Genomic DNA, 24,642 nt, shown 5'->3' on the forward strand with positions numbered 1-24,642 from the left:
TTCTTATGTTTGATTGCAAGTTGCAATCTTTAACAACAAAGGCTCTTCTTAGAAAACTCTTTAAGCGATTTTTCTGCCTTTTTTAAAAGACTACTATCCTTTTAAACATTTTTGTATAAACTTTCAGATTGTTGTCCATCCTTATATTAGAACTTTACAAATCCGCCACACTTAAACATGAAAACTATTCCTCCATTCGGCGGAAATAAAATAATCATATTTTACAAAGGAGTTGGAAGTATGAAAGTTCGTCAAGATGCTTGGACAGATGAAGATGATTTATTGCTCGCAGAAACCGTATTGAGACATGTCAGAGAAGGCAGTACCCAATTGAACGCTTTTGAAGAAGTAGGCGATAAATTGAACCGCACTTCGGCTGCATGTGGATTTCGCTGGAATGCCGTTGTCCGCCACCGTTATGAAAAAGCTTTGCAGCTAGCTAAGAAACAACGCAAGCAAAGAAATCGGATTCTTGGTAAAGATGAAGGCGGCAAGAAAAAGTTGCTTTATACACCGCCTGTACCAGCGATCGATGAAATTGAAGAATTAGAGGTTATCTCTCAATCTGCTGAACTAGACAATGTCTATCAAGTCATGACGGCAGATACAGAATTTGCCGATTTCATAGAAGTCCCAATGAACACCCAGCCAGTTGTTACACAACAAGTAGCTGCACCGATGTATCGCACTTCAAGTGGAATGACCATGGAAGCAGTTATTACCTTCTTACAGAGCATAGACAGCAACAATCTTCATCATGATGCTTTAAAAAGTGAGAATGAAAGATTAAAAAGAGAAAACGCTGAATTAAGAAAAAAATATCATGAAATGGCTTCAAAAGTTCAGGATCTTGAACAAGATACTGTCACGATCCAGGAAGACTACGAGACATTGATGAAGATCATGAACAGAGCAAGAAAACTCGTATTGTTTGAAGAAGAAGAGCGTCCTGCAACTAAATTTAAGATGGACCGTAACGGCAATTTAGAAAAAGTAGCTGAATAAGTACTAGACTTGAGGAGAAATCGATACGATAAAAAATTCCGGGCTGATTTAATTAGGCCCGGAATTTCTGCTTTGTTGAGGATTTTGAAATTTGAACAATCATCCCGCGTCGACCGGTAATGATTACACCAGCCTAAATTTTCTAAATGGAACTATTCAATAAACTTCGCATTCCGTTCTACAATCCGCTCATAATAACCTGGCAGCAAATCGAGTTCATGCTCCGTCATGGGACCCGAATACAAGAATTCACTATTCTCCTTTAACTCGCGAAGAAGTCTCAACATAACATCCGCTACTGACAATTCGACGCCTAGCAACTCTGATAGTGATGCCATGACCTCGGGCTTTACTGTCGGGTATACAAACTTGCTCGTTTCCCCTTTTAGCGATAGCTCATAGAACTGTCTGATTAAATCTGCACGCTTACTACCGCTTCCATTTACACACAGGTAAATTTGGACAGCAATTCCTTTCCTTAAGCGTCTCTGCGAGATTCCGGCAAATTTTTTGTCAGCAATGCTTAAATCATAGCTTCCAGGACAATACGAATGGACAATTTCCTTTGCCTCGATTTCAACCGGGAAATCGGCAAACATCCTTTGAATAAGTAGCCACATGGCATCGTAGCCTCTATTAATATCAATACCTTTTTCCGCTTCTGGTAAAATTAATGACAGATTTAGAACACCCTCATCGAGTACAACCGCTAGTCCTCCTGAATTCCGGACAATAGACTGATAGCCTTGTTCATGTAGGTACGTCAAGCCTTCTTCCAAGTGAGGAAGCTTCGTATCCTGAATGCCCAGTACAACGGTTTGATGATGCACCCATGTTCTTGCTGTTGCCGGTGCAAGTCCCGCTCCCACGGAAGCACATAGAGTATCATCTGCTGCAAACGACTGAAGAGCATGGAAATGAGCTCCGATTGCCGATTGATCAATGATTCTCCACTGTGGCTGTCGCAATAATTGCTGCGCCTCTGACATACTGCTTAACTCCTTTTATCTGCTTTTATCCTTATTATAGCACGCAAAGAGGCTGACACGGGTCAGCCTCTTACAAGCGCAAATTATTAACGAATCAAAGCTTGAGAAGCCGTGATTAAAGACAACTTGTACACATCTTCTTCATTGCATCCGCGTGATAAATCATTCACCGGACGGTTCAAACCTTGAAGGATTGGTCCAACCGCTTCAAAATTCCCTAGGCGCTGAGCAATTTTGTATCCGATATTTCCTGCTTCAAGGCTTGGGAACACAAATACGTTTGCATCGCCTTGAAGTGGTGAATCAGGAGCTTTTTGTGCAGCCACTGAAGGAACGAATGCAGCGTCGAATTGGAACTCGCCATCGATGATCAGTAATGGATCACGATTTTTTGCTTCTACTAATGCATTCGCAACTTTATCCGTTTCAGGAGATTTTGCTGAACCTTTTGTAGAGAAGCTTAACATGGCAACGCGTGGCTCTAAATCGAACATTTTTGCCGTTTTAGCACTCTCGATTGCAATCTCGGCTAAATCTTGGCTATCCGGGGAAATATTGATTGCACAATCAGCAAACACATACTTCTCATCTTCACGAACCATGATGAACACGCCAGAAGTTTTGCGTACGCCTTCTTTTGTCTTAATGATTTGTAATGCCGGACGAACGGTATCAGCCGTTGAATGAATGGCTCCACTTACTAGTCCATCTGCTTTATTTACGTAAACAAGCATCGTGCCGAAATAGTTTTCATCAAGTAAAATGCGACGTGCATCTTCCTCGGTTGCTTTGCCTTTACGTCTTTCGATGAACGCTGCGACAAGCTCATCCATCATGACATAGTTTTTTGGATCGTAAATTTCAGCGGCTGCCAAAGATACTCCAAGATCATCTGCCTTCGCTTGAATTTGTTCAATATCACCGATGAGGATGGGCGTTACGAGTTTCTCTTCTGCTAAGCGTCCTGCCGCCTTTAATATACGCTCGTCCATTCCTTCTGGAAAAACAATTTTTAAATTGTGGCCGGAAATTTTTTGCTTCAAACCTGTAAATAAATCGCTCACAATCGTATCCTCCTTTAACTTCTATTCATTTAGCATACTTTACCTATTTAAAATTTCAAGGACAAGGATCACAGATAGCGTTTACATTAAAATGTTTTTGTTTTCTAAAATTTAACACTTTTCTCACAAGGTTTTTTGCGACTCTATTAATATCTACATATTGTTTGAAAATATCCCAATTCTTCTTTTTCTAAACGAATGTTGGGTTTTAATACACTGCCTAATGGCGAAACTATGGTATATTGGAAAATGTAAATAATGAATATTGTCTAGGAGTGATTTAGATGAGTGAAGCAGCACAAACGCTTGATGGCTGGTATTGCTTGCATGATTTCCGTACGGTAGATTGGACAACTTGGAAAATGCTCTCTAACGAAGAGCGTCAAGAAGCCATTGAAGAGTTCTTAGGTCTAGTAGAAAAGTGGAATACAACACAGGCACAAAAAGAAGGCAGCCATGCTCTATATACAATTGTTGGTCAAAAAGCAGACTTCATGATGATGATCCTGCGTCCAACAATGGAAGAATTAAATGAAATTGAAAACGAATTCAATAAATCGAAATTGGCTGAGTTCACAGTACCTGCTCATTCATATGTTTCTGTAGTAGAATTGAGCAATTATCTTCCTGCAGGTCAGGATCCAATGCAGAGCCCTGAAATTTTGGCACGTCTTTATCCGACTCTTCCAAAATCAAAGCATGTTTGTTTCTATCCAATGGACAAGCGTCGCCAAGGTAATGACAACTGGTACATGCTTCCGATGGAAGAGCGCCGCGGCATGATGCGCAGCCATGGTATGATCGGACGTCAATATGCTGGTAAAGTAAAACAAATCATTACTGGTTCAGTTGGTTTTGACGATTACGAGTGGGGCGTAACATTGTTCTCAGACGATGTTCTTCAATTTAAGAAGCTCGTATACGAGATGCGTTTTGACGAAGTAAGTGCACGCTTCGGCGAATTTGGTGCATTCTTCGTTGGAAACTTCCTAAGCGAAGACCGCGTTCACCAATTCTTGAACATATAAAGAAAAGCGGAGGCGCCATGGTCAGCCCCGACAGGCATAAGACGAATCGTGCAGGAAATCCTCGAAAAAGCTAACGCTTTTTCTTCGTGCGATGTAGCGCTTCCGAAGCATTCCTTGTCCTGATTTCTGAAGCGATTTGGCTTATGACCAAAGTTGTTTCGGCTTTAGGAAACAACCCCGAGGGGCTTGGTGCTGTAGCTAGACAATAAGAGAGCTCCCAATCCATTTGGGAGCTTTTTCATGTTCTCAATTTTCCCTCCATCAAGTTCTATTCTAGAATCCCCCATCATAATTATGAGATAGCGAGTCTTAGTGCTAGTGAAGTTGTTCCTTTTCATAATGAGCTTTTGGAGGGAAAAAAATGAATCCATACATGAATTTTAATCCTTATCAGCAAGGCGCTGGTGCCGGACAACAACAACCACAATTTGGCGGACAGCAGCAATTTGATCCGCAAGCTCAGTTCGGTGGGCAACCGCAATTCGGTATGCAACCTCAATTTGGAGCTCAGCCTCAATTCGGTGCGCAAGGCAATTTCCCACAACAACAAGGTGGAGAAATTCCTATGCCACAAAGTACTCCATTTGTAGGACCACAAGCTCAAGGTCAGCTACCAACAGAAGAGTCTTACATCGAGAATATCTTGCGCTTAAACAAAGGTAAGCTGGCAACGGTGTTCATGACATTCGAAAACAATAAGGAATGGAATGCCTTACAGGTAAAGGGAATCATCGAAGCCGCTGGTCGAGATCACCTTGTCATCAGCGATCCACAAACAGGTAAACGTTACTTGTTCCCAATGGTTTACTTGGATTACGTTACGTTCGACGAAGAAATCGAATACGAATATCCTTTCGGAAATTATCCAGGACTAAGCAGTTATCCGCAAAGATAGCAAATGAGCACAGGCCAATGGCCTGTGCTCATTTGTGTTACTTTTATAAATATCTTACGGCTGCAATGATCAAAAGCACCCATGCTGTTAAAAATGCGACTCCACCAAGTGGGGTAATAGCACCTAAAATGCTAATCTTCGTAACACTTAATACGTACAAGCTTCCAGAGAACAGAATAATACCTACGAACATCAACCAACCTGACCAACTTAACAAAGTATTTGCAGGCAATTTCCCCAAAAGGACAGCTACGATAAGCAGACCTGTTGCATGGAACATTTGATATGTAACACCTGTTTTCCAAATTTCCAGATATTTCGGTTCAAGTTTGCCCTCAAGTCCGTGAGCTCCGAATGCACCTAGAGCCACTGCCAAAAAGGCATTAAGTGCGCCTAAAATAATAAATGTCTTCACTTAGCTTCTCTCCTTAAAAATCGAATAAAGAATCCCCGTTCGCTTCTTCCTGTAAATCAAGTTTTTTTGGCTCACCTAGTCCTAATCCTTGATAGGGCTGAGCAGGCATTAAAGGTGCGACCATTTGTCTAGCCGGTATTGGCTGAGAATATACGGATGTTTCTTCGATACTGTTCGCTTCTTCATCCAAAATGAGTTCACATAGAGCCTTCATGGCGTACACTTTTTCGCGCAGTCGCCCCTGATCCGTACTCCCTTTGGCTTGTACCAATTCATTTTCTATTTTTGACAATAATTTTTTCACCGAAATATCCAAGGCATTTCACCCCTAAATCGAATTACTCTTTAACTTTCTAATGCTCGTTTCTATTGTACAAGAAGACGTGCGGAAAGACTAAGGTATCGACCAAATATTTTTCACACCTTCATATTCTACAATATTTTCCTGTTCCACGTGAAACAACACGAAAGATGTCACACCTTCGGAAAATTCCAGTCTATTTCATCTCTGCCCATTTCCCTTAAGTATTGATTAGTCTGTGAAAACGGTCTGCTTCCAAAAAAACCTCGACTTGCAGATAAAGGACTCGGATGCACCCCAAGAATGATGCGGTGTCGACTTTGATCAATGATCTCTAACTTTTTCTGTGCAGGCCTTCCCCATAAAATAAATACCACCGGAGTCTCACGTTCATTCAACAATGAAATGACGCGATCAGTGAACTTTTCCCAGCCCATTCCTTTATGAGAATTCGCTTGTCCCTCTCTTACAGTCAGTACGGTGTTCAGCAAGAGTACACCTTCTTCTGCCCACTTTTCCAGATTTCCGTGTTTAGGAATTTCAATCCCCGTATCGGTATGCAGTTCTTTATAAATGTTTCTTAATGATGGCGGTATTTTTATGTCCCTTTTTACCGAAAAGCTTAACCCATGCGCTTGCCCCTCACCATGGTATGGATCCTGACCAATGATAACAGCCTTTACTTTTTCATAATCAGTGAGGTTCAAAGCATGGAAGATATCCTCTTTTGCAGGAAAGATAGTTTTAGTCTTATATTCTTCTTCTAAAAACGTTTCTAATTTCTTAAAATAATCCTTTTCTGCTTCTTCTTTTAAAAGGGAATACCATGTATTTTTCAGTTGATCGATAAGCAAAGAACTCCCTCCCTTCTCTCATTCCTTTTCATTTACCCATCCTATCATTTCTAAAATGCTGATACTATCTGGAATTTTTTTCTGAGTCGATATAGGTTTATTAGATGGATGAGAGGCTATATAAATAGCATACGGTCGTCCACTAACATTCAACCATGATTGACAACACAGCTGTGGATGACCTATTCACTTACTTTGATATTTCTTGAGGAGGAAACCATTATGACTAAAGTACATGTTATCGAAAATGGAGTACAAGCTACCGAAAAAATTAATATGTTGCAATCAGAAGGCTTCACGAAAGAGGATATCTATCTGTTTGCTCACGATAAAAACCGTTCTGAAAATCTGACAGACGCAACAGACACTGCGGATGTAGGCTTATCTGAACAAGGCCTTGTTTCGGCAGTAGGAAATATGTTCAAGAGCCGCGGCGATGAGTTGCGTTCTAAATTTGAATCTGTCGGCTTAAGCAAAGCGGACGCAGAGAAGTACGAGAAGGAATTGGATGAAGGCCGTCTCGTATTGGTCGCTTGTAAAAAATAAGAAAAGCGGAAGTGCCTGTTTAGCGCCGGATGGACTGGATTCCCTCCACTCGAGATAAAGGAAACACAAAGAGCAAAGCGATTCGATGTTGACTTATCGTAAGGAGGAGGGCGAAGTACACTAGGCGCTGGGCACTGCAGCTAGACAATAAGAAATGATCATATGAGACAAACAGGGCAGACTCACCGATGTTGAGTCTGCCCTGTTTTATGTCTATCCGAGAATCCGTTGATAAACGGATTTGGCATGTGTCATATCCTTTGTACCATGGATGAGCGCGCGCCCATCTTGAAAGATGACCATGCGTTCCCCTTTTAATTCGACTGATAGAAGGTATGGATTGCCCTTCACTTCATAACCGAGTCCGGAAAGCTGTTGCGCGAGCTTTTCGAGAGACACTTCCCCATTAACAGAGGGCCGAATTTGAACCGTATCACGCCCGCATAAAACCGTTGTCTTCGTCATATTCTCCATATCCAAATATGGATAAGTTCTCTCTTCCCCACACGACAGACAGCCTGCATTTTTGGCTTTTGTCATTTTCATATTGCTATATTCATTGCGCCAAAGATCGAAGCTTACAAATGTCGTCCTGACCGCATCCCAATCTTCGACGAGAATTTTTAATGCTTCAGCAGTTTGATGAGCAATCACCATTTGGACGGCGGGTGCAATAATGCCCCCTGTATCACAAGTCATCCCTTGCAGTGGAATCGCCCGAAGGAGACAGTTCATGCATGGCGTTTTCCCTGGCAATACGACGAAGCTCATGCCATAACTCCCGACGCATGCTCCATAAATCCAAGGAATCTCGTATTTTTGAGAAATGTCATTCAGAAGCATCCGCGTTTCAAAGTTATCCGTCGAATCGAGAATCAAATCGACTTTCGGTGCGAATTCTTGAAGCATTTCAAGGTTGGCATCACCAATAATCGCATTGATCTCAACATCTGAGTTGATCTCCTCAAGACGGCTCTTCGCGGCAGCCGCTTTCGGAAGCTTGGCAGTTGCATCAGCTTCTGTATAGAGCTGTTGCCTCTGCAGATTGCTCGATTCTACATAATCGCGATCGACAATCGTTATTTTTCCGATTCCTGCTCTTACCATGATTTCAGCATTACCGGAACCAAGGGCACCTGCCCCAATGATTAAAACATGCTTATGTTGGAGCTTTTCTTGACCTGCTTTTCCGATGCCAGAAAACAGGATCTGCCTTGAATAGCGGTCATTCACACCGATACCCTCCTTTCAAGCAGACATAAATCATCAACCACCACTAACAGGCGGGATAAATGCGATCACATCGCCATCCTTAATCATTTCCTCATTCATTGAAAACTCTTCATTGATTGCTGTCATAACCGTTTCCATTTTATCTAGACGATATGCAGCTATCAGTTCAGCCTTTAGCTCGGCAACTGTTTTCCCTGCCGCATCCATTTCCAAAGATTCGCGACCAAGTTGATCGCGGAGATATGCGAAAAATAATACTTTATTCATTCAAGTCACCTTCTTCTGGTTTTCCAGAGGGATACGAAACAGTCTCCAACTGGTTGCCGATCCATTCCACGCCATCTTCCCAATGTTCTTTTTTCCAGATCGGTACGATTTCCTTAATTCGCTCGATTGCATAGCGGTTGGCTTCATAAGCATCGGCACGATGAGGTGTTGAAACAGCAATGACAACGGCAACATCCGTAATATCGAGCTTTCCTACCCGGTGCGTAATCGCAACTTCTGCACCCTCCCAACGTTCTTGAATTTCTCGGCCAATTTGCTCAAGCTTTTTAACTGCCATTGCTTCATATGCCTCATATATTAAGTAAAGCGTCTTTTTGCCATGTGTCAGTTCGCGAACCGTTCCAATAAATGTAGTGATAGCTCCTGCTTCTCGTTGAACCACTTTATCGATCACAGATTGTACATCTATTTTTTCTTTCGAAATCTCAAAATTCATGTTGCCTCACCTCTCCATTCCTTAGCGTGAAATCGACGAACGCGCCATTCACTAATCATAAGAGAATCATACTCTTCATTAGCGATTCGTTCAAATTCAAGACCCGCTTTCATGTATCCGAAAATCATTCTTCATTTTCGGCCATGGTATGACTTATCCATTTTTTCGCTTCTTCATATTCTTCAGGACGATTCATGTTAAAAAAAATCCTCTCAATCTCTTCATCTGAAAGGAAGGGGAAATCTTTTTCGTTAACATAATGAACATCCGCATCTTTTAAAAACTGTCTTATTTTTAGTTTACCTGTCCTTAAGGCGACTTCCATTCTATCGATCAATCGCTTCGTGTAAACCGCAAATAGCGGGTGCATATTTCCTTGGATGATCGGCACTACTGCCTCGCGATTTCCAAGCTGACTTAACAAAAAATCCACTACTCTATTAGAAATGAAAGGCATATCACAGGCTACTACGATACTCGCTTCTTCCTTTGCCGCCAACAGGCCTGCATGCATTCCAGCCAGAGGTCCCAAACTCGGGAAGACATCGGAAACAGTTTTCATATGTAAAGATTGATAGTCCTCCATTTGGTTGGTGACTAGTATATATTCTGTTATCATGTTTGATTTTTTCAATTCATGCGAGATTCTTTCGATACTTGTCATTTCAGACAATGGTAAAAAAGCTTTATTCGATCCCATTCGACTAGATTTACCGCCCGATAGAATAATCGCTCCTGCTTTCACTTAGTAAGCACCTTCTTTTTATATAGGTGGAAATGATTTACCTGCTGTCTATCATTGTAGTATAAGCCTAACTTCCCTCACAAGCTTGAATTTATGGCAGTTTAGCAGCCCGATACGGGGCAAGACGTTTCACTTTATGAGGTTGTTATTGATATAATGAGGAAAATCATTCTATTTTTAGGAGGATACATAAAATGACTATGAAGAAAGTATTAACGATTGCAGGTTCGGATACAAGTGGTGGCGCAGGCATCCAAGCTGACTTGAAGACGTTTCAAGAATTAGGTGTGTACGGAATGACTGCACTTACTACAATCGTAACAATGGACCCGAAAAACCATTGGCATCATCAGGTTTTCCCGCAAGCGATTGAAACATTGCAAGCTCAATTGGACACGATTCTTTCAGTTGGGATCGACGCAATGAAAACAGGTATGCTTGGTACAGTCGAAATTATCGAACTTGCAGCGAAAACGATTGATGAAAACAAGCTTGATAAGGTTGTCATTGATCCTGTCATGGTTTGTAAAGGTGAAGATGAAGTATTGCATCCGGAAACAACTGAAGCCCTTCGTGACCTTCTAGTTCCAAGAGCTACTGTCGTGACTCCTAACTTATTTGAAGCTGGGCAATTGGCAAAAACAGGTCCAATCAAAACGATCGACGACATGAAAAATGCTGCTGTTAAAATCCATGAACTTGGCGCAAAATATGTTCTTATCAAGGGTGGAAGCAAGCTAAATCATGACAAGGCTATTGACCTTTTATATGATGGACAGGAATTCCGATTCTACGAGTCAGAGTTGGTTGACACAACTTATACACATGGCGCTGGCTGTACATACTCGTCAGCTGTCACTGCTGAACTTGCAAAAGGCAAATCCGTTTTAGAAGCGGTTGAAGTAGCAAAAGACTTCATTACGGCAGCTATTTCTCATGGCTTTAAGCTAAACGAATACGTTGGACCGACCATGCACGGTGCATACCGAAAATTTGGAAATCAGAAATAAATCAATCTAAGCGTTATTTGAAGGGAGGCAATCTCTATGATGCAAACCGCTGATGTGACGAGGATTCAAGAATATATCAATCGCTATGTTAATAAAGATGTTTACGTACATTTGGAAACGACAAACGGCGCTTATGCTTCCCACTTTGATCAGTCTTTCTTTTCATCTGGAGCTTATATTCGCAATGCGCTCGTCCAATATGAGACGGGGAAAATCACTGGTGATGGTCCGTATAGGGTCGGCTTGAAAATTAATTTGGGATGGATTTATGCTGAAGGCATTACACACTTTGAAATCGATGACCGTGATCGCTTGCTAATGGCAGGCCATGATTTCAAAGGGAAACTTGCTGTCGCTCTTGAAATTAGCCCGACACCGTTCGAATAGGAAAGGAGTTTTACGAATGGAAAAAGAACAATCTGTACTCGTGATCTTTCCTCATCCAGACGATGAAGCGTTTGGTGTATCTGGGACGATCGCGTTACATACACAAGCGGGAACTCCTGTTACGTATGCCTGTTTGACACTCGGACAAATGGGGCGCAACATGGGGAATCCACCTTTTGCTAACCGCGAAACGCTTCCTGACATCCGCAGGGCTGAATTGCTCGAAGCTGTGAAGGTATTAGGCATTCAAGATTTACGAATGGTCGGGCTTCGTGATAAAACAATCGAATTTGAAGAAGATGAAAAGATGACGAAGCTAATGCTTTCTTTCATTGAAGAAGTGAAGCCATCTTTGATCATCACATTCTATCCTGGCTACTCCGTTCATCCTGACCATGAAGCAACCGGAGCAGCAGTCGTCAGAGCAGTAGAAAGCTTGCCTGAAAATGAACGCCCGAAATTACACTGCGTTGCTTTTTCAAATAATTGCGTTGAAGAACTCGGTGAACCTGATATCGTACATGACGTGACCGAAGTGTCTGATATCAAGATGGATGCCATTAAGGCTCATCGCTCCCAAACGGAATTGATGGTTGCCGACATGTCCGAAAAAATAAAAGTCCAGGACCCACAAACATTGGCCTGGATACGTAATGAACGTTTTTGGATCTATAAATTTTAAGTAAAAACCCGGTTGCGCAACCGGGTTTTTATGTTGTTTGAGTGGAGCGGTTTATGTACTTTTTGTGACACTTGATGAATGTTGTGCAAAATTGGATAGATCTTCTGCTGAATTAGACAGATGTATGTGCAAACTTGATTAATCATCTCGAAATTTGGACAGATCGCACCGTTAAGCGTAATATTCCCATCCAAATTTAGCTACTTTTTACCTTCCATTTCTTCTTTTAGGTACTTCAGTTGGAAGCCGTCCTCTTTTTTGATCATGTCCACGATGAATTTCTTCGTTAACTTCATCCAAAGACCTTTCGTTTGGACTTCTGCTTCAAATTGGACCTGTGTGCCTTCCTCAATTTCCTGAAAATCGTATCTATAAATGGTGCCAAGTCCATTTATTTCACTTTTTGTAGCATAAGAGTGATCTTCATGATAATCAATCAACTCAATTTCATTCTGCATCTCCCTGCCACGAATCATTCTTGTTTCCATAAACTTCGTTCCCGGCTGAAGTGGACCTTCCGTGATTTTTTCCATTTTTACGACATTCGGCATAATCTCAGAGACGTTCTCCATGCCGATCATATATGCGAAAACTTCCTTTACAGGTCGCTCAATGATTACACTTGATTTAAAATCTGCCAAAACACTCTCTCCTTTTTGAACCTATTTACTATTATTATAGTCGAAACTTAAATGGGCGACTAAAAATATGTCGAGAAGTTTTCTACAAAATTGAGTGATTACTCACTTTACAAAACATTCAAATCGGAATATATTATTGGTGAGTGATTACTCACTTCTGAAAGTAAAGGAGAGATTCACATGACTACCAATCATATCGTTTCCATTAAAAACGTCAGTAAATCCTTTAATAAAAACATTGTATTAAAGAGTATCAATTTGGAGATTTCTGCAGGTGAGATCTTTGGATTACTTGGACCATCTGGAGCTGGAAAAACCACTTTGGTCAAACAATTGGTCGGTTTGGATGTTCCATCGGAAGGTTCAAATGAAATTTTTCAAAAGAAGATGCCCTCCTTGGATTTGATTGAGAGAGTTGGATACATGGCGCAATCTGATGCCCTTTACGAGGAGCTAACAGCAAAAGAAAATCTCGAGTTTTTCGCTTCTCTTTACGGATTGAAAGGGGCAATTCGTCAAAAGCGAATCAGTGAAGTACTTGAATTTGTTCTCCTTTCTGAGCATTTGAACAAACTCGTCTCTAATTATTCCGGCGGGATGAAGCGCAGACTTTCTTTAGCCACCGCCCTGCTTCATGAACCCGAGCTGCTTATTTTAGATGAACCAACTGTCGGAATCGATCCTGTCCTTCGTAAAAGTATTTGGGATGGATTTCAGGACTTAAAGAGAAAAGGAACGACGATTATTATTACCACCCACGTTATGGACGAAGCGGAAAAGTGTGATCGCCTTGGGATGATTCGCGATGGAGAACTAATTGCCATTGGTACACCAGAGCAATTAAGGGAATCTACAAATACTGCTTCAATCGAAGATGCGTTCCTTGTATACGGAGGTGCAAAATGAGAGTTCAAGCATTAGTTATTAGAATCCTCAGGCAGTTTTTACGTGATAAAAGAACAATGGCTCTTATGATTTTCGCCCCCATCCTCGTTTTGACGATGATGAATCTTGTTTTTAACGGAAAAAGCTATGCTCCCAAAATTGGACTTATAGATGTTCCAGTAGCCATCGAGACTCAGCTCGAAAAGACAGATGCTAAAATCTCAACTTATGAAACTGAAAATCAGGCAAAAAATCATTTGAAGGATGGTACTCTTGATGGATACGTAATGTTTGCAGACGGGAAACCTGCCATCTATCTTGAGGGAAGTGACCCAAGCGTCAATCGTGAAGTGATGGAAACTCTTCAGGAATCATTGAAAGCAATGGTACCGAAAACGCCTTTAACAGATATTGAAGTCAGTTATCTACACGGTTCCAGTGATATGAGTTCTTTTGACAATTTTGGTCCGGTATTACTCGGATACTTTGTTTTCTTTTTTGTATTTTTGATTGCCGGCGTCTCTTTTTTACGTGAAAGAACGAGCGGTACACTTGAACGATTATTATCAAGCCCGCTTCGCAGATGGGAAATTGTCGTTGGTTATGTCCTTGGATTCGGGATATTCACCATGATTCAGGCTGGAATCATTGCCTGGTACACGATTTATGTACTTGATATGATGATGAAAGGCTCCTTTTTCCTTGTCCTGCTGATTACATTACTGCTATCTTTCTCAGCATTGACGCTAGGTATTTTCCTTTCAGCGTTTGCGAATAATGAAATGCAAATGATACAGTTCATTCCGCTAGTTATCGTGCCGCAGTTCTTTTTCTCCGGCATGTTCAACCTTGATACCATTTCCGATTGGTTAAGCTGGATTGGACCGCTTACCCCGCTATATTATGCAGCTGATGCCTTACGAGATGTGATGCTACGAGGTTATGGCTGGAGTGAAATATATGGTGACCTTCTGTTACTATTCAGTTTATCTATCGTATTCATGATTTTGAACATCATCGCTTTAAAAAGGTATCGTAAAATTTAGTAATGAGCTGAAAAATCTTAGAAACAGGAATTTTATCAAAAGGAGTCAAAAATGTTCGATCAGGAATTCATGCTGCAGCAATTGTTTGCAGAAGACGAAAACTTAACCGAGAGACAGAAACGAATATTGGCGGCTGCAATTGAATCTTTTTCAGAAAAGGGATTCGCCGCGACAAGCACGAGTGAAATAGCGAAAAAAGCAGGTGTCGCAGAAGGCACGATTTTTAAGCATTTCAAGACTAAAAAGGACTTGTTGATGTCCATTGTAGCGCCGATGATGGCAAGATTGATTGCTCCATTTATCATCAGGGATTTAAATAAAGTACTTGATCAGCAATTCGAGAATGTGGAAGATTTCTTAAGGGCAATGATTCTAAACAGGCAGGAATTCCTCGTCAATAACATCCAGATCATCCGGATATTGTTGCAGGAAATTCCGTTTCAGCCGGAGCTTCGTGAACAGTTTAAGGAACATGTCGCAAAGCAAGTATTTGAACGCTTTGAAATTTTGATTGAGCACTACCAGAAAAAAGGACAGCTGATCGAGATGCCAACCTTCAGTGCGGTTCGATTAGCAGCATCGTCCATTTTTGGTTTCTTGATCGCCCGCTATTTGATTGCACCGGAAATGGAATGGGACGATGAGGCAGAAGTCGAGCGTACAATACATTTTATTATGCATGGTCTTGCATCTCCAAAAAATTAGACGCCTCGTGCGTCTTTTTTTATGCGTGAAAACATTACCATACTAGCATGTCCGCATATTTTGACCTATTTCGCCCTTTTTCTAGTATAATATGTTTTAATTGCGAATTTTTGATATTTCCACGCGCTATTTAAGGGGGAAATTTGTTGGAAACATTACACCATAAGGTCATTGCTCATTCATCTTCAAAAGAATGGGTCGTTTTTATACACGGGATGGGCGGCAGCTCTTCCATTTGGTTCAAGCAAATCAGGGATTTCCGAAAGCATTTCAATTTGCTGCTGATCGACTTGCCTGGGCATGGCGGCAGTAAACTCGGCTTAAAGGACTTATCTGAACGTTCTTTTTCCATCATTGCTGATAAGGTGCTGGACGTTTTAGATACAAGTCGCATACAGGCTGCCCATTTCGTCGGCATTTCTTTAGGAACAAAGGTCATTCAAGTTCTTCAAGATTCATCGCCAGAGCGTGTCAAATCCATGGTGCTTGGCGGCGCTATTGAAAGGATTCATACACCCCTGCTTTTATTGGCTAAGACTTTGGAAGGCTTGAGGCACTTCATTCCATATATGTGGTTATATAAGTTTGTTGCTTGGATTCTCATGCCAAAAGCGCATCATACAGAAGCACGCAAAGCTTTTATCCGCGAAGCGATTAAACTAGGGCAGAAAGAATTCTTCTGCTGGTATCGTATCCTTCATCTCGAAATCAACCGCTTCTTCTCTAAAAATAGAACTTCCACGGAAACTCCGGCTATGTACATTATGGGCAGTGAAGATTATATGTTTCTACCGATTGTAAAAAAACGCTATACGTTATATAAGAATGCTTGCTTGCACATCTTGGCTCGCTGCGGACATGTCTGCAATATGGAAAAAGAGGAAGAGTTCAATCAGCTCTCGATTGATTTCATTCACTCCAATAGTTCTGTAACGCCAAAAGAGAAGCAAGCATAGTTAAAGTAGAAAGAGCACACCTAAAAAAAAGTGTGCTCTTTCTGCATTTCGCTTATGGTAAATCTTTTAGCGATATTCGATACAGTTTATCGTCGTTTTCATCAGGATTTCCGCGACCATCTGTATTATTGCTAACAAAATAAAGACTGTCACCTTCAATCCACACATCTCTTATCCGACCATACCCACTCACGACGACCTTGGATGTTTTCTTCGCAAGGTCGAACTGACGAACTGCATTTCCTCTTAATGTTGCCACATAAAGCTTGTTGTCCCTGTAAGCCATACCTGAAGGAGCCCACGTCTCATCTCCAGAATGGTAGAGCGGATTTTGCAGCCCTTCTCCTTTTTCGTCGCCTTGAATTTGTGGCCAGCCATAGTTGGCTCCCGCTTTTATGGTATTGATTTCATCGTGAGCGGATTGACCATGTTCACTTTCATATAAGTTGCCCTTATCGTCCCAAACGAGCCCTTGAGGATTGCGATGTCCATAGCTGTAGACGGGAGAAGCAGCGAAAGGATTATCATTTGGAATCGAACCATCCAAGTTTAAGCGCAAGATTTTTCCGGCGAGCGATTGTAGATTCTGGGCGTTTTCCGGAACGGTTGCATCCCCAGTGGTAATGTAAAGCTTATTGTCTGGGCCCAATTTTATGCGACCACCGTGATGATAGGCTCCGCTTGGAATCCTATCCAGAAGGATGTCAGTTTCCAGGTAGCCTCCACCTGTTTCTTTTTGTAAAAGAACGAGGCGGTTGTATTGGTTTCCATTGTCTTCGTACGTATAGTAAGCGTATGCTTTCTGATTATTACTGAAATCAGGATGCAGGATGAAACCAAGGAAACCAGCTTCTGCTGCGGTTGAAAGCGTCTTCGAAAACTTAACATCTTGGCGAACGAGCTTTCCATTCGACAGTTCAACTAAGCTCCCGGTACGTTCGCTAATATAAATCGTATCATCATCTTTTTCAATCGACCAAGGCACACTCAATTTCATGGCAACAGCCTCCGCCTGCGGGGATAAAACAGCCGTTTCCGCTTCCTGTTCAACCTTTGGCTCACGGCCTTCCTTTGAACAACCCGTTACCAATGCCACACTCAACATCAACAAGGCAAATTTTCTATTCATCTCTCATCCCCATCCACTGTTATTGAAGGCTGTTTTCGGATTGATTGTTGCTTTTACGAAAAATGCAGCAACACGTATAGATTTATCTTTCGTGCTATTTTCCTTTATATAAAATTCTAAACGATAAATTCCTTCTGGATTCAATTCAATAACAACAAAGTTTAGGAAAAGAGACTTATTGAACCTTTTCAGCTAAAACTTCACGGATGGCCAATGCCACCCCATGCTCTAGATTCGAAGCTGTGACATGCGCACATTGCGCTTTAATAATTTCAGAGGCATTTCCCATCGCCACCGCTCTGCCAGCTCTTTTAAACATTGATAGGTCATTATAATTATCGCCAAGAGCCATCGTTTCGCTCATATCGATGCCTTTACTGCGCGCATAAACTTCGAGTGCAATTCCTTTTTGCGCGTTAATGCTTGTTATCTCCAGGTTTTCATGTCCAGACGAACTGATCGCTAGCTCTTCCAGCGTCTCAAGCTCATCGCGAACCGCAGCCAATTTCGCTGTTTCGAAATCAAAGGCTAGAAACTTATAGATTACCGTTGTTGGGTCGGCAAAGAGTTTTTCATAATCGTCTACTACATGAGCGAGCCCATGCTCGAACCTTTTTCCTGCCGCCTTTACGACTTCATTAATATCAAGGTTCGGGTTCGCACTCAAAATAATATCGACGAGGGTGGCAATACTCTTTTCCTTATCATTTGTATAGGCACCTTTATCTGTATACACTTCAAAATAAATGTCATGCTCGATCAATTTCATGGCTGCAACCTTCGCATCAAGCTCGGAAATGGCATTGGCAGCAGTCAGGATTCCCTCCGCTGTACGTATCTCTGCACCATTCACACAAATCATCGGGCAGCTTAAGCCTGCCTCTTCTAAAACATAGCGTGCTTCCTGATAGTTTCTCCCTGTGGCAATGACGACTTCCACCCCTCGAGACTGAGCTTCAAGTATGGCTTGCTTATTTTCTTCACTAATTTGTTGTGTAGCATTTAACAATGTTCCATCCATATCGGTCGCAATTAATTTAATCATGTGTTTCTCCTTCTCGGTTGTGTTTTATTTAGGCTCTTTTCGTAAAATTTGTTTCTTTCACAAACAAAAGTAAAAATCAGCTTCTGGATTTTTACGATTCTTATTCGAAAATAGGTTCAAGAACTTCCCTAAAAGAGCCCGGCGAAAACAGCCTTTATTTATGTGCTATTCTATCATGACCATTTCTCATTTATCGGCATTTTGCTCAGTCAATATACTTGCTGCCTTCCCTCACGCTCAAAGGCGCAAGCTGGTGATTTTTTATGAAAGTGCCTACAGACTGCGGATTCGTTTTGGAATATTCCCTTAGCACCCAACCAATCGCTTTTTGGATAAAAAACTCCTTACTTTCATTGTTTTTTAAAATAATTCTATAAAGTCGCTCTTCATCCGTCTTCCCTTTGAACTTCAATTGAAATAAAATTGCTGTCCTGCGCAGCCACATATCCTCATGTTCCGCCCAAGGTTCGATCGTCGACTCAATGACATCCGGATATTTTTCGGCTATCTTTCCGACTGGTTTAGCAGCCAACGCATCGACGGTATCCCACCAAGATTTCGTGATAATGAGTTTCTCCATGAGTAAAAGATCGTCTGCTGTGAGCTTCTTGAGCGACTTTTCTATGTAAGCGAGAGCCGTATATTGATATTCTCTTTCTTCTTTCTCCCACAGTTGCTGAATGAAAGAAGGCTGAAACGGCTCCTTTAATATTCCGGTCTCTTGAAAAAATTGCTTCTCCAACTCTTTTCGAGTCGGTGATTTAATACCTAGAAAATCAAAATGATTCTTCATGTAATTCTGCATCGGTATCGCCAGCTCGGGGTTACGGTTTTCTTCAAACAAACTTGTCAATTTTGAAATATATGTATTCATAAGTTTCGCTCCTATCGTCTTCATACCACCTATTTTAGTGCTTTGAGCACTTAATTTCCAATAATGCACAGTTTTGCAATAACAATATGAAGTTACGAACCTCATAAAAATGTTTAACGGCGGTTGTGGGAAATTATCGGCGGTTATACAACATTTAACGAGTTTTCGACCATACTCGACAAATCCAAGTCATGAAAAGAGTACCGAAGTATCATCCTCGGTACTCTTTTTAACTTCATCTATTAGTTACAACGGAAGGAACGAATTCTATGGAGGTCGGTTCCGTAGTACACCCAGCGGAAGTTTCTCCAACGGTAGCCAGCGATTGAAGTTCTGCCCACGAATGTCGGATAGAACCAGAAACGGCGCCCATTATTGAGCCAAATGAATGTGTAACGGAACAAACATCTGCGAATTCCACCTGGGTCTACAGCAAAGGTTGAAGGACCTTCTTGCGGCTCATAGCCTGGAGGTGGTGAGGATGGAGGACCGCTTTGGCCACCTCCGCCACCACCCGGGAATCCTCCGCCACCACCTGGGAATCCTCCTGGGCCACCACCCGGGAATCCTCCTGGGCCACCACCCGGGAATCCTCCTGGGCCGCCGCCTGGGAATCCTCCTGGGCCGCCGCCTGGGAATCCTCCTGGGCCGCCGCCCGGGAATCCTGGCGGAAATGGCTGTTGTCTCAACTCATCTTCAAGTTGTGCGTAATAATCATAGTTAATATAAGGCTGGTAATATCTTTCATCCAACTTGCATACCCCTCTCTGAAACTTTTCTCTCTAATGTATGCATATCGTCTAAATTGGTGATAATGAGCCTTTTAACTCAGAAATCTCGCTGATTTGTTCCGCGATCTTATCACGAATACCATCCACCACTGAAAAGTCCATGTTTTCAACGTAAATGGCCTCAAGCTCCTCACGTAGCGTTTTTGCTTTTGCCAAATAGGAAGTTGCTTCCTTCATTTTTTCACGATAACGAGCCCCAACCTCTGCAATTCGATCAGCAAAAATCTCGTCTGTTCCAGGAGCAATGACGGTTTCATACATATCTATGATTTCATCACCATCACGGCTCGGAAAATATTCATGTGGAGCGGTACTGTCAAAAACAGCAATACCCAGTTCTCTAAAAATCAGCATGTCTAAGCTGTTAGGATCAAATCCACAATGATAAACTTCCACATCGATGCCTTTCGATTCCGCACTCGTTGCGAGTTTCTTTAGCATTGTCGACTTACCGGACCCAGGACGTCCTTTAATGAAATAACGCTTCGGCACGTCTTCTGTTAAATTCGGTATGAAATCTACTGCACCAATCGGCGTAGCCGCTCCTAAGAAACGGTGCCTCACAAGTGACGGCTTGTTTAGTTTCATTTTCCCAAAAAATGTATCAATCAGTCTGCCCGTCAGATAATCGGCTTTATCAAAATCCATACTGCCGATATAAATCGTTTCCCAATCGTCATGGATTTTCAGTGCACTGTTGAACGTAGCGTAAGCGGTTTGGAAGGCTTCGCTAATTTGCTTATTCAAGCTTACGATTTTATCCTTTTTTAGTGATAGCTTCTGTGAATCCCATGCTTCGCCTAGGTTGATGTATTCTTCCACGGCCCCTGGTGCATTAGGCTCGATCACGTGTGGAGCAGTCCCGTCCACGATTCCTACTTTCAATTTAGGGATGATGACGCCATCCACCGAATTGCTATCAGAAGAGCAATATAAAAATTCAATATCATGACCTTTTTTAGCCAGGTCATTACCAATTTTCTTCATTAACGACGACTTACCTGTACCAGGTCCACCCTTTAAGATAAACAATCGGTCCAATCCTTCTAGATTCGAATCGAATAAACTGTGGAAACCATAGGCTGTATTTCCGCCTGCGAAATAATTTCTAATTATCCCTGCCACTCTTAAACACCCCTTTTCTAAAAATGAAAATTCACATGGTAAGATTTGCGATAAGAGGAGTTACGCTCTTAATTTCAAGCGCCCGCTCGACCATTTGGTAAAGCTACTATAGCGTCTTATGACTTCAGGAGATGGAATGGGCACTTAGGATTTACAAGTAACTTAGCAAAATATCATTTTACCCATTATCTTATGCAGGACCCGAATATGGGTGAATGCCCAGTGCCAGTACTTTTTATTTCTATAAAAAAAAATACCCCCATAAGAGGGTATTTTTTCGTTTTAAATTTTTTATGTCCCAGATATCAATACGAAATAGCTGTTTATCGATACGAAATCTTGATATATCGATACGTTTTCCTCGGATATCGATATGATTTCTTCACATATCGATATGTCGACTATTTTCGACACTACTATTACCTTAATGGGTATCTCAATTTTTCTAAACTGCATTCAACTTGAGCGGATAATCCTAATCCTTTATCAAGTCTTCCATGTTCGCTTTCACCACATCAACGAAAGTCCCAACTGCCAATTCAATTTGAATCCCGATTTTCCCTCCACTTACGACAATTGATTCCAGATTTTCAACACTCGCATCGAGGAAAGTTGGAAATTCCTTTTTCATTCCTACCGGAGAGCAGCCGCCGCGTATGTAGCCTGTCCATTTTTGAATATCCTTTACCGGAATCATTTCAATTTTCTTCTCACCGGATACTTTTGCGGCTTTTTTCAAATCAAGTTCAGCTGCCACGGGTATCACGAAAACAAAAATACCTTTACTGCTCCCTTGTGCCACAAGTGTCTTATAAACTTGGACAGGATCCTTCCCTACTTTTTCAGCGACAGAAACGCCATCGATTTTTCCATCCTTATTGTCGTAGGCCATTACATCGTATTTCACTTTCTTCGCGTCTAAAATTCGCATTGCGTTTGTTTTTGCAGCTGCCATAAGACTCACCCCATAATAGAAAAGCGCAAACGCCCTGCTTAGCCCCGACATGCATAAGACGAATCACGCAGGAAATCCTGATTTCTGGAGTGATTTGGCTTATGACCCCGAGGGGCTGGGCGTTGGAGCTAGACATAAAAAGGGTTCCGATAATCAGAACCCTTTTTTCTTCATTATAATCGATACACTCTTGTTTCATAAGGCTTTAATGTGATTTCCGAAGTCTCCTCGTGATCTTCGACCGGAAGATTGTTCAACAATAAATTCTCAGAGCGAAGTTTGATATCTGCACTATTGAAAGTAGCCTGTTCCGCATCTAAATTCGAGATGACAACAGCGCGCTCGCCATCAAGCTTTCTTGTATAAGCGTACACTCTTTCGTCTTCTTCCATCAGCAAATCGTATGTGCCATATGTGAACACTTCATTTGCTTTCTTCAGCTGTATCATTTTTTTATAGAAGCTAAGAATGGAGTTTTCGTCGTTTAACTGTGCTGAAACATTGATTTCAGTATAGTTAGGATTCACTTTCATCCACGGATTTCCAGAGGTGAAACCTCCGTTGTGGTCTGAGTTCCATTGCATCGGAGTTCTGCTATTGTCACGAGATGATGACCAGATAATCTGCATGATTTCTTCATGAGAAACTCCTTGTTCTGTTTTCAAACGGTACATGTTCTTCACAGCCACATCATCGTAATCGTCAATGGACTCGAATTGAACATTCGTCATGCCAATTTCCTGACCTTGATAGATAAATGGCGTTCCATGCATTAAGAAGTACATGGCAGCCATTGAAGTGGCGCTTTCTCTCCAGTATTGATCATCATTACCCCAAGTAGAAACAACCCTTGGCTTATCGTGATTTTCAATGAATAGAGCATTCCAACCATCTTTTTCAAGACCTTTTTGCCAGCGAGTCAGCGCTTTTTTCAAGCCGACTACATCGAGCTTTTTCTTTTTTTCAGCATCCCAAAGATCGAGATGCTCAAATTGGAAGACCATGTTCATTTTGCCTTTTTCTTCGCCAACCCAAAGGTCCGCTTCGTCGACACTTACACCGTTCGCTTCACCGACAGTCATAACATCGTAGTTACCATAAGTGCGGTCCTTAAACTCTTGTAAAAATTCTTGGATTCCCTCTTGGTTCATATGCATATCAAACGAGGATACATACTGCTCGTTTTTTGGATTCGGCATATCCGGGAATCCAGGACGTTTCTTGATATGGCTGATTGCATCAATTCGGAAACCGTCGATTCCCTTATCAAGCCACCAATTAACCATGTCATAAATAGCATTGCGTGCCTCAGGGTTTTCCCAGTTGATGTCAGGTTGTTTTGTAGAAAAAACATGCAGATAATACTGGTCTGTTTTTTCATCATATTGCCATGCAGAACCACCAAAGATGCTTTCCCAATTGTTTGGCTCCTTGCCATCTTTGCCGTCTCGCCAAATATACCAATCACGCTTTGGATTTTCTTTAGATGAGCGTGATTCAATAAACCACTGATGTTCATCACTTGTATGATTCGGTACGAGGTCGATGATCAGTTTCATACCACGTTTGTGAACTTCGGACATTAATGCTTCAAAATCTGCCATTGTCCCGAAGTCTTCCATGATATCTTGATAGTCAGAAATATCATATCCGTTGTCATCATTTGGAGACTTGTACATCGGACAAATCCAGATTACATCTATTCCCAAATCCTTAATATAGTCTAAGCGCTGAATAATACCTTGCAAATCGCCAATTCCATCGCCATTTGAATCTTGAAAACTGCGTGGATAAATTTGATATCCAACTGCTTCTTTCCACCATATTTTTTTCATGTCGAGCTCCTTACCATGTTTATAGATTGGTGCAACCGCTTGCACTTTCACATAAGATTTAGTTTAACGCTTACACTCCTATTTTTCAATGATTGTCTTTTTGAGGCATAAAAAAACAGCGTTTCATCGACGCTGAGTTACGCAATATCTGATTGGATTTCAGTTCGGTAAGATTGAAGCGAGTAAAAAATAATCTTACCTATAAAAGCCTGGTCCATCTCCGGTATTAATTTTCTGGCATATTCCCATGCATTTTCTTCAATGCGGAGTGCGACCTTTCTACGACCTGTTTCTGTTAGGCATTCGTCCATTAAATCTGCCAAAAATTCCAATTCTTTATCTTCGGCATGGCCAATTTCATGAGCAAGAACGACCTTTAAATAATCCATAAAGAATTCAAGTGAAGAAAACATGTGAACACACTGGTCTTTTATTTCTTCTATATAGAGAGTAATGGTGTGTGTGCGCATGCTGTACTTGCCGCCTGCAAGACGATTGCCTGGGAAAAATGATTTTAGCTCGATTTGAACATCACTTCCAGAACGATCCAACAACTGATTGACAAGCAAACTGATTTCAGCTCGTTGATTGTGCATTTTTCTATAATCCCCCTTATATATCGGAGAAATTATATGATAAGCATTTAGAAAAAAGAATATACTAAATACCCATTTTATTTACATTTAAACACAATGGCATATAATTGAGCCTTTTATCATATACCGAGAGTGGCTTTCCTTAGGTAAAGCTTCCTACAATAGGTAAAATAAGATTTTT

Annotated in this window: 30 protein-coding genes; 11 read left to right on the plus strand and 19 right to left on the minus strand. The window is 41.5% G+C overall.

Annotated elements, in window-relative coordinates; translation table 11 throughout:
* Positions 1–240 precede the first annotated feature (240 nt).
* On the plus strand, positions 241–1,005 hold the full coding sequence (locus BMZ31_RS14820; protein WP_090832705.1) for an RsfA family transcriptional regulator: 765 nt from the start codon (positions 241–243) through the stop codon (positions 1,003–1,005).
* 152 nt (positions 1,006–1,157) lie between these two features.
* Here BMZ31_RS14820 and BMZ31_RS14825 read toward each other — a convergent pair whose 3' ends face one another.
* The gene (locus BMZ31_RS14825) at positions 1,158–1,994 is read right to left on the minus strand and encodes an octanoyl-[GcvH]:protein N-octanoyltransferase (RefSeq protein ID WP_090832706.1); all 837 of its coding nucleotides are present in this window, start codon (positions 1,992–1,994) and stop codon (positions 1,158–1,160) included.
* Between the two features lie 86 nt (positions 1,995–2,080).
* Entirely contained in the window at positions 2,081–3,058 is a 978-nt protein-coding gene (pta, locus tag BMZ31_RS14830; RefSeq protein WP_090832707.1) for a phosphate acetyltransferase, read from the minus strand.
* A gap of 284 nt (positions 3,059–3,342) precedes the next feature.
* On the opposite strand from pta, the gene hemQ reads away from it, so the two are divergent.
* Positions 3,343–4,086 carry a hydrogen peroxide-dependent heme synthase gene (gene hemQ / locus BMZ31_RS14835; protein ID WP_090832708.1) on the plus strand — a complete coding sequence of 248 codons (744 nt, stop codon included), beginning with the start codon at positions 3,343–3,345 and terminating at the stop codon, positions 4,084–4,086.
* A 361-nt stretch (positions 4,087–4,447) separates the two neighbouring features.
* Entirely contained in the window at positions 4,448–4,981 is a 534-nt protein-coding gene (gene gerQ, locus BMZ31_RS14845; RefSeq protein WP_254778838.1) for a spore coat protein GerQ, read from the plus strand.
* Positions 4,982–5,024: 43 nt separating this feature from the next.
* On the opposite strand, the gene BMZ31_RS14850 is transcribed toward gerQ, so the two are convergent.
* From BMZ31_RS14850 to BMZ31_RS14860, 3 genes are all read right to left on the minus strand, one after another.
* The gene (locus tag BMZ31_RS14850; RefSeq protein WP_090832710.1) at positions 5,025–5,396 is read right to left on the minus strand and encodes a DUF423 domain-containing protein; all 372 of its coding nucleotides are present in this window, start codon (positions 5,394–5,396) and stop codon (positions 5,025–5,027) included.
* 13 nt (positions 5,397–5,409) lie between these two features.
* Positions 5,410–5,700 (minus strand): YwdI family protein, encoded by a 291-nt coding sequence (locus BMZ31_RS14855; RefSeq protein ID WP_254778840.1) that lies wholly within the window; start codon positions 5,698–5,700, stop codon positions 5,410–5,412.
* Positions 5,701–5,870: 170 nt separating this feature from the next.
* Complete coding sequence (locus BMZ31_RS14860; protein ID WP_090832862.1) at positions 5,871–6,545, minus strand: uracil-DNA glycosylase; 675 nt, start codon at positions 6,543–6,545, stop codon at positions 5,871–5,873.
* Between the two features lie 228 nt (positions 6,546–6,773).
* Here BMZ31_RS14860 and BMZ31_RS14865 point away from each other — a divergent pair, with 228 nt between their 5' ends.
* Positions 6,774–7,097: a YflT domain-containing protein gene (locus BMZ31_RS14865; RefSeq protein ID WP_090832712.1), complete on the plus strand. Its 324-nt coding sequence runs from the start codon at positions 6,774–6,776 to the stop codon at positions 7,095–7,097.
* A 213-nt stretch (positions 7,098–7,310) separates the two neighbouring features.
* Here BMZ31_RS14865 and BMZ31_RS14870 read toward each other — a convergent pair whose 3' ends face one another.
* The 5 genes from BMZ31_RS14870 to BMZ31_RS14885 are packed head-to-tail and all read right to left on the minus strand — an operon-like array spanning position 7,311 to position 9,799.
* Positions 7,311–8,330 (minus strand): MoeB/ThiF family adenylyltransferase, encoded by a 1,020-nt coding sequence (locus BMZ31_RS14870; RefSeq protein ID WP_090832713.1) that lies wholly within the window; start codon positions 8,328–8,330, stop codon positions 7,311–7,313.
* A 33-nt stretch (positions 8,331–8,363) separates the two neighbouring features.
* The gene (moaD, locus tag BMZ31_RS14875; protein ID WP_090832714.1) at positions 8,364–8,597 is read right to left on the minus strand and encodes a molybdopterin converting factor subunit 1; all 234 of its coding nucleotides are present in this window, start codon (positions 8,595–8,597) and stop codon (positions 8,364–8,366) included.
* Positions 8,590–9,054: a molybdenum cofactor biosynthesis protein MoaE gene (locus tag BMZ31_RS14880; RefSeq protein ID WP_090832715.1), complete on the minus strand. Its 465-nt coding sequence runs from the start codon at positions 9,052–9,054 to the stop codon at positions 8,590–8,592. The genes moaD and BMZ31_RS14880 overlap by 8 nt, the downstream gene beginning before the upstream one ends.
* Positions 9,051–9,182: a hypothetical protein gene (locus tag BMZ31_RS20960; protein ID WP_302846855.1), complete on the minus strand. Its 132-nt coding sequence runs from the start codon at positions 9,180–9,182 to the stop codon at positions 9,051–9,053. Before BMZ31_RS20960 ends, BMZ31_RS14880 begins: the two co-directional genes overlap by 4 nt.
* Entirely contained in the window at positions 9,179–9,799 is a 621-nt protein-coding gene (locus BMZ31_RS14885; RefSeq protein ID WP_254778842.1) for a molybdenum cofactor guanylyltransferase, read from the minus strand. The genes BMZ31_RS20960 and BMZ31_RS14885 overlap by 4 nt, the downstream gene beginning before the upstream one ends.
* Positions 9,800–9,993: 194 nt before the next feature.
* Between BMZ31_RS14885 and pdxK the strand changes: the two genes are divergently transcribed.
* Genes pdxK through bshB2 form a run of 3 tightly spaced genes read left to right on the plus strand, consistent with a single transcriptional unit; the run spans position 9,994 to position 11,878 of the window.
* Positions 9,994–10,809 (plus strand): pyridoxine/pyridoxal/pyridoxamine kinase, encoded by an 816-nt coding sequence (gene pdxK, locus BMZ31_RS14890; protein WP_090832716.1) that lies wholly within the window; start codon positions 9,994–9,996, stop codon positions 10,807–10,809.
* A 39-nt stretch (positions 10,810–10,848) separates the two neighbouring features.
* Entirely contained in the window at positions 10,849–11,196 is a 348-nt protein-coding gene (locus BMZ31_RS14895; protein ID WP_090832864.1) for a YojF family protein, read from the plus strand.
* Positions 11,197–11,212: 16 nt separating this feature from the next.
* Entirely contained in the window at positions 11,213–11,878 is a 666-nt protein-coding gene (gene bshB2 / locus BMZ31_RS14900) for a bacillithiol biosynthesis deacetylase BshB2 (protein WP_090832717.1), read from the plus strand.
* A gap of 200 nt (positions 11,879–12,078) precedes the next feature.
* Here bshB2 and BMZ31_RS14905 read toward each other — a convergent pair whose 3' ends face one another.
* A complete protein-coding gene (locus tag BMZ31_RS14905; protein ID WP_090832718.1) occupies positions 12,079–12,519 on the minus strand; it encodes an SRPBCC family protein in 441 nt (146 codons plus the stop codon).
* Between the two features lie 180 nt (positions 12,520–12,699).
* On the opposite strand from BMZ31_RS14905, the gene BMZ31_RS14910 reads away from it, so the two are divergent.
* The 4 genes from BMZ31_RS14910 (at position 12,700) to BMZ31_RS14925 (ending at position 16,111) form a co-directional block, all read left to right on the plus strand.
* The gene (locus BMZ31_RS14910; protein ID WP_090832719.1) at positions 12,700–13,425 is read left to right on the plus strand and encodes an ABC transporter ATP-binding protein; all 726 of its coding nucleotides are present in this window, start codon (positions 12,700–12,702) and stop codon (positions 13,423–13,425) included.
* Positions 13,422–14,450: an ABC transporter permease gene (locus tag BMZ31_RS14915; RefSeq protein WP_090832720.1), complete on the plus strand. Its 1,029-nt coding sequence runs from the start codon at positions 13,422–13,424 to the stop codon at positions 14,448–14,450. The genes BMZ31_RS14910 and BMZ31_RS14915 overlap by 4 nt, the downstream gene beginning before the upstream one ends.
* A 51-nt stretch (positions 14,451–14,501) precedes the next feature.
* Positions 14,502–15,155 carry a TetR/AcrR family transcriptional regulator gene (locus tag BMZ31_RS14920; RefSeq protein WP_090832721.1) on the plus strand — a complete coding sequence of 218 codons (654 nt, stop codon included), beginning with the start codon at positions 14,502–14,504 and terminating at the stop codon, positions 15,153–15,155.
* Positions 15,156–15,301: 146 nt separating this feature from the next.
* Complete coding sequence (locus BMZ31_RS14925; protein WP_254778844.1) at positions 15,302–16,111, plus strand: alpha/beta fold hydrolase; 810 nt, start codon at positions 15,302–15,304, stop codon at positions 16,109–16,111.
* A gap of 52 nt (positions 16,112–16,163) precedes the next feature.
* Here BMZ31_RS14925 and BMZ31_RS14930 read toward each other — a convergent pair whose 3' ends face one another.
* The 8 genes from BMZ31_RS14930 to BMZ31_RS14965 form a co-directional block, all read right to left on the minus strand.
* Positions 16,164–17,240: a PQQ-dependent sugar dehydrogenase gene (locus BMZ31_RS14930; RefSeq protein ID WP_090832722.1), complete on the minus strand. Its 1,077-nt coding sequence runs from the start codon at positions 17,238–17,240 to the stop codon at positions 16,164–16,166.
* 175 nt (positions 17,241–17,415) lie between these two features.
* Complete coding sequence (locus tag BMZ31_RS14935) at positions 17,416–18,285, minus strand: HAD family hydrolase (protein ID WP_090832723.1); 870 nt, start codon at positions 18,283–18,285, stop codon at positions 17,416–17,418.
* Positions 18,286–18,490: 205 nt separating this feature from the next.
* On the minus strand, positions 18,491–19,159 hold the full coding sequence (locus BMZ31_RS14940; RefSeq protein WP_090832866.1) for a DNA alkylation repair protein: 669 nt from the start codon (positions 19,157–19,159) through the stop codon (positions 18,491–18,493).
* 242 nt (positions 19,160–19,401) lie between these two features.
* Positions 19,402–19,848: a transporter gene (locus BMZ31_RS14945; RefSeq protein WP_254778874.1), complete on the minus strand. Its 447-nt coding sequence runs from the start codon at positions 19,846–19,848 to the stop codon at positions 19,402–19,404.
* Positions 19,849–19,959: 111 nt separating this feature from the next.
* Complete coding sequence (locus BMZ31_RS14950; RefSeq protein WP_090832724.1) at positions 19,960–21,075, minus strand: PRK06851 family protein; 1,116 nt, start codon at positions 21,073–21,075, stop codon at positions 19,960–19,962.
* A 475-nt stretch (positions 21,076–21,550) separates the two neighbouring features.
* The gene (gene ybaK, locus BMZ31_RS14955) at positions 21,551–22,030 is read right to left on the minus strand and encodes a Cys-tRNA(Pro) deacylase (protein WP_090832725.1); all 480 of its coding nucleotides are present in this window, start codon (positions 22,028–22,030) and stop codon (positions 21,551–21,553) included.
* A 173-nt stretch (positions 22,031–22,203) separates the two neighbouring features.
* A complete protein-coding gene (locus BMZ31_RS14960; RefSeq protein ID WP_090832868.1) occupies positions 22,204–23,865 on the minus strand; it encodes a glycoside hydrolase family 13 protein in 1,662 nt (553 codons plus the stop codon).
* 137 nt (positions 23,866–24,002) lie between these two features.
* Positions 24,003–24,461, minus strand: coding sequence for a hypothetical protein (locus BMZ31_RS14965; RefSeq protein ID WP_090832726.1), 459 nt, complete (start codon positions 24,459–24,461; stop codon positions 24,003–24,005).
* Positions 24,462–24,642 lie beyond the last annotated feature (181 nt).

The sequence above is a fragment of the Bacillus sp. cl95 genome, assembly GCF_900115925.1.
Lineage (GTDB): Bacteria > Bacillota > Bacilli > Bacillales > Cytobacillaceae > Neobacillus_A.

Coding starts and splice junctions, on each gene's coding strand:
- BMZ31_RS14820 (WP_090832705.1), top strand. CDS start 241: ATGAAAGTTCGTCAAGATGCTTGGACAGATGAAGATGATTTATTGCTC.
- BMZ31_RS14825 (WP_090832706.1), bottom strand. CDS start 1,994: ATGTCAGAGGCGCAGCAATTATTGCGACAGCCACAGTGGAGAATCATT.
- hemQ (WP_090832708.1), top strand. CDS start 3,343: ATGAGTGAAGCAGCACAAACGCTTGATGGCTGGTATTGCTTGCATGAT.
- gerQ (WP_254778838.1), top strand. CDS start 4,448: ATGAATCCATACATGAATTTTAATCCTTATCAGCAAGGCGCTGGTGCC.
- BMZ31_RS14865 (WP_090832712.1), top strand. CDS start 6,774: ATGACTAAAGTACATGTTATCGAAAATGGAGTACAAGCTACCGAAAAA.
- moaD (WP_090832714.1), bottom strand. CDS start 8,597: ATGAATAAAGTATTATTTTTCGCATATCTCCGCGATCAACTTGGTCGC.
- BMZ31_RS14880 (WP_090832715.1), bottom strand. CDS start 9,054: ATGAATTTTGAGATTTCGAAAGAAAAAATAGATGTACAATCTGTGATC.
- BMZ31_RS20960 (WP_302846855.1), bottom strand. CDS start 9,182: ATGATTTTCGGATACATGAAAGCGGGTCTTGAATTTGAACGAATCGCT.
- pdxK (WP_090832716.1), top strand. CDS start 9,994: ATGACTATGAAGAAAGTATTAACGATTGCAGGTTCGGATACAAGTGGT.
- BMZ31_RS14895 (WP_090832864.1), top strand. CDS start 10,849: ATGCAAACCGCTGATGTGACGAGGATTCAAGAATATATCAATCGCTAT.
- bshB2 (WP_090832717.1), top strand. CDS start 11,213: ATGGAAAAAGAACAATCTGTACTCGTGATCTTTCCTCATCCAGACGAT.
- BMZ31_RS14910 (WP_090832719.1), top strand. CDS start 12,700: ATGACTACCAATCATATCGTTTCCATTAAAAACGTCAGTAAATCCTTT.
- BMZ31_RS14915 (WP_090832720.1), top strand. CDS start 13,422: ATGAGAGTTCAAGCATTAGTTATTAGAATCCTCAGGCAGTTTTTACGT.
- BMZ31_RS14920 (WP_090832721.1), top strand. CDS start 14,502: ATGTTCGATCAGGAATTCATGCTGCAGCAATTGTTTGCAGAAGACGAA.
- BMZ31_RS14930 (WP_090832722.1), bottom strand. CDS start 17,240: ATGAATAGAAAATTTGCCTTGTTGATGTTGAGTGTGGCATTGGTAACG.
- BMZ31_RS14935 (WP_090832723.1), bottom strand. CDS start 18,285: ATGATTAAATTAATTGCGACCGATATGGATGGAACATTGTTAAATGCT.
- BMZ31_RS14940 (WP_090832866.1), bottom strand. CDS start 19,159: ATGAATACATATATTTCAAAATTGACAAGTTTGTTTGAAGAAAACCGT.
- ybaK (WP_090832725.1), bottom strand. CDS start 22,030: ATGGCAGCTGCAAAAACAAACGCAATGCGAATTTTAGACGCGAAGAAA.
- BMZ31_RS14960 (WP_090832868.1), bottom strand. CDS start 23,865: ATGAAAAAAATATGGTGGAAAGAAGCAGTTGGATATCAAATTTATCCA.
- BMZ31_RS14965 (WP_090832726.1), bottom strand. CDS start 24,461: ATGCACAATCAACGAGCTGAAATCAGTTTGCTTGTCAATCAGTTGTTG.